The 2,505-nt window shown below is 62.1% G+C and carries 2 protein-coding genes and 1 pseudogene; 2 read left to right on the top strand and 1 reads right to left on the bottom strand.

Translation table 11 applies throughout. The annotated features are described in order from the left end of the window. On the bottom strand, window positions 1-511 hold a 511-nt coding region (locus HX824_RS32750), incomplete at its 3' end, for an aldehyde dehydrogenase family protein (protein ID WP_371319426.1). A 228-nt stretch (window positions 512-739) separates the two neighbouring features. On the opposite strand from HX824_RS32750, the gene HX824_RS30550 reads away from it, so the two are divergent. Then, the gene (locus tag HX824_RS30550; protein WP_003219889.1) at window positions 740-1,909 is read left to right on the top strand and encodes a p-hydroxyphenylacetate 3-hydroxylase oxygenase component; all 1,170 of its coding nucleotides are present in this window, start codon (window positions 740-742) and stop codon (window positions 1,907-1,909) included. A 59-nt stretch (window positions 1,910-1,968) separates the two neighbouring features. Further along, window positions 1,969-2,445: pseudogene (locus tag HX824_RS30545) on the top strand (flavin reductase family protein); the annotation flags it as partial. Window positions 2,446-2,505: the final 60 nt, after the last annotated feature.

Raw genomic sequence — 2,505 nt, 5'->3', positions numbered from 1 at the left:
AATTCCACGGCACGATGCCCACTACCACGCCCACCGGTTCGCGCAGGGTAAACGCGGTGTAGCGTTCGCCGGCGAAGGAGGGCAGTGACGGGGTAAGGGTCTGGCCGCTGATCTTGGTGGCCCAGCCGGCGTAGTAACGCAGGAAGTGCGCCGCCTGATCGACCTCGAAGGCCCGGGAAATCTGGATGATCTTGCCCGACTGGCAGGTTTCGATCTGCGCCAGTGCTTCGCGGTGTTGCTCCAGCAGGTCGGCGAGTTTCAGCAGCACATTGCCGCGAATGGCAGGGGCGACCTGGGACCATTGCCGGAAGCCACGCCGGGACGATTCCACCGCTGTGTCGATATCGGCCAGGTCCGCATCGGCAACCTGGGCGATCACCTCGCCGGTGGCCGGGTTGATCACTTCCAGAGCCTGGCCGGAATGGCTTTGGACGTACCCGCCGTCGATAAACAAGGCATGGCTTCGACGGAGGAAGGCCTGGACTTCAGGCAGCAGCGCAATATCGCTCATGGGATTTTCCTGCTCGCAAAAGCCCGAGGGTAACCAGCGCCGCCGGGCGAGGCTTGTCTGTGCCTGCCGGGCGATATGTCTGTGGCTGCCAGGCCTGTGGAAAGTGCAATCTTGGCTGTGGAAGGTGCATTTTCCGGGGGTGTCGCCCGCTCCATACTGGCCCCACATCCAGCGCCGTTCGTTGAGTTTGAACGCCAGCCGGACATCCAATAATAAGCAGGGCCGTCCATGAAAAAGCCAAACCCGCTCCTCGAAGATCTCAAGGCGATTCTGCCGACCATCGCTGCCAACGCCTTCCAGGCCGAGCAGGACCGCAAGGTTCCCGACGAGAACATTGCGCTGCTCAAGAGCATCGGCATGCACCGTGCCTTTCAACCCAAACCCTTTGGCGGCATGGAAATCTCCCTGCCGCAGTTTGCCGACTGCATCGCGTTGCTGGCCGGCGCCTGTGCCAGCACCGCGTGGGCCATGAGCCTGTTGTGCACCCACAGCCATCAACTGGCGTTGTTTCCCGCCAAGCTGCAGCAGGAAGTCTGGGGCGATAACCCGAATGCCACCGCCAGCAGCAGCATCGCGCCGTTTGGCCGCACTGAAGAAGTTGAGGGCGGTGTGCTGTTCAGCGGTGAAATGGGCTGGAGCAGCGGTTGCGATCATGCCGAGTGGGCGATTGTCGGTTTCCGCCGTAAAAACGCCGAGGGCACCCAGGACTATTGCTTCGCGGTACTGCCGCGCAGCGACTATCAGATTCGCGATGACTGGTTCGCCGCCGGCATGAAAGGCAGCGGCACCAAGACCCTGATCATCGACAAGGTTCTGGTGCCAGAACACCGCATCCAGAAAGCCAAGGACATGATGGAAGGCAAGTCCGCCGGCTTCGGTCTGTACCCCGACAGCAAGATTTTCTACTCGCCGTATCGCCCGTATTTCGCCAGCGGTTTCTCCACCGTGAGCCTGGGCGTGGCCGAGCGCATGCTCGAAGTATTCCGCGAAAAAACCAGGACCCGCGTACGTGCCTACACCGGCGCGGCAGTGGGGGCGGCGACTCCGGCGTTGATGCGCCTGGCCGAGTCGACACACCAGGTGGCCGCCGCCCGGGCGTTCCTGGAAAAGACCTGGCAGGAACACGCCGAACACAGCGAACAGCACCGTTACCCGAGCCGCGAGACCCTGGCGTTCTGGCGTACCAACCAGGCGTACGCCACCAAGATGTGCATCCAGGCGGTGGACCGCTTGTTCGAGGCCGCCGGTGGCAATGCGTGGTTCGAGCACAACGAGATGCAGCGTCTGTTCCGCGATTCCCATATGACCGGCGCCCATGCGTACACCGATTACGACGTGTGCGCGCAGATCCTGGGGCGTGAGCTGATGGGGCTCGAGCCTGATCCGAGCATGATTTGACGCCGACCCGGCCATCACAACCATCAGGACTGCGCGTTGATGCAGTCCGGGAGTCTTGCATGTCTGATAACAGTTTCGACCCACGGGCCTTTCGCCGGGCCCTGGGCAACTTTGCCACCGGCGTCACGGTGGTCACCGCCGCTGATGCCAGCGGGCGCAAAGTGGGTGTCACCGCCAACAGCTTCAATTCGGTATCCCTGGACCCGCCGCTGGTGCTGTGGAGCATCGACAAACGCTCCAACAGCCACGAGGTGTTCGAGCAGGCCAGCCATTTTGCGGTCAACGTGCTGGCGGCCGACCAGATCCACCTGTCGAACAACTTCGCCCGGCCCAGGGACGATCGCTTTGCCGAAATCGAATTCGAGCCCGGGGAGGGCGGTTCGCCGGTCTTCGCTGATTGCTCGGCGCGGTTTCACTGCGAGAAGTACCAGCAGGTGGATGGTGGCGATCACTGGATCATGATTGGCAAGGTGGTGGCTTTCGATGATTTTGGTCGTGCGCCGTTGCTCTATCACCAGGGAGCGTATGCGCGGATCGAGGAGCGGCAACCGTAGGGCGAACACCTCTATCGAAGGCTGAAGCAGGTTCAATGTGGG

It is taken from the genome of Pseudomonas sp. D4002, from assembly GCF_013385665.1.
In the GTDB taxonomy this organism is placed as follows: domain Bacteria; phylum Pseudomonadota; class Gammaproteobacteria; order Pseudomonadales; family Pseudomonadaceae; genus Aquipseudomonas.
The sequence above is the reverse complement of the archived record's forward strand: the minus strand, read 5'-3'. Positions and strand labels throughout refer to the sequence as shown.

Excerpts from the sequence above, each read along its gene's own strand:
- HX824_RS30550 (WP_003219889.1), top strand. The coding sequence starts at position 740 with ATGAAAAAGCCAAACCCGCTCCTCGAAGATCTCAAGGCGATTCTGCCG.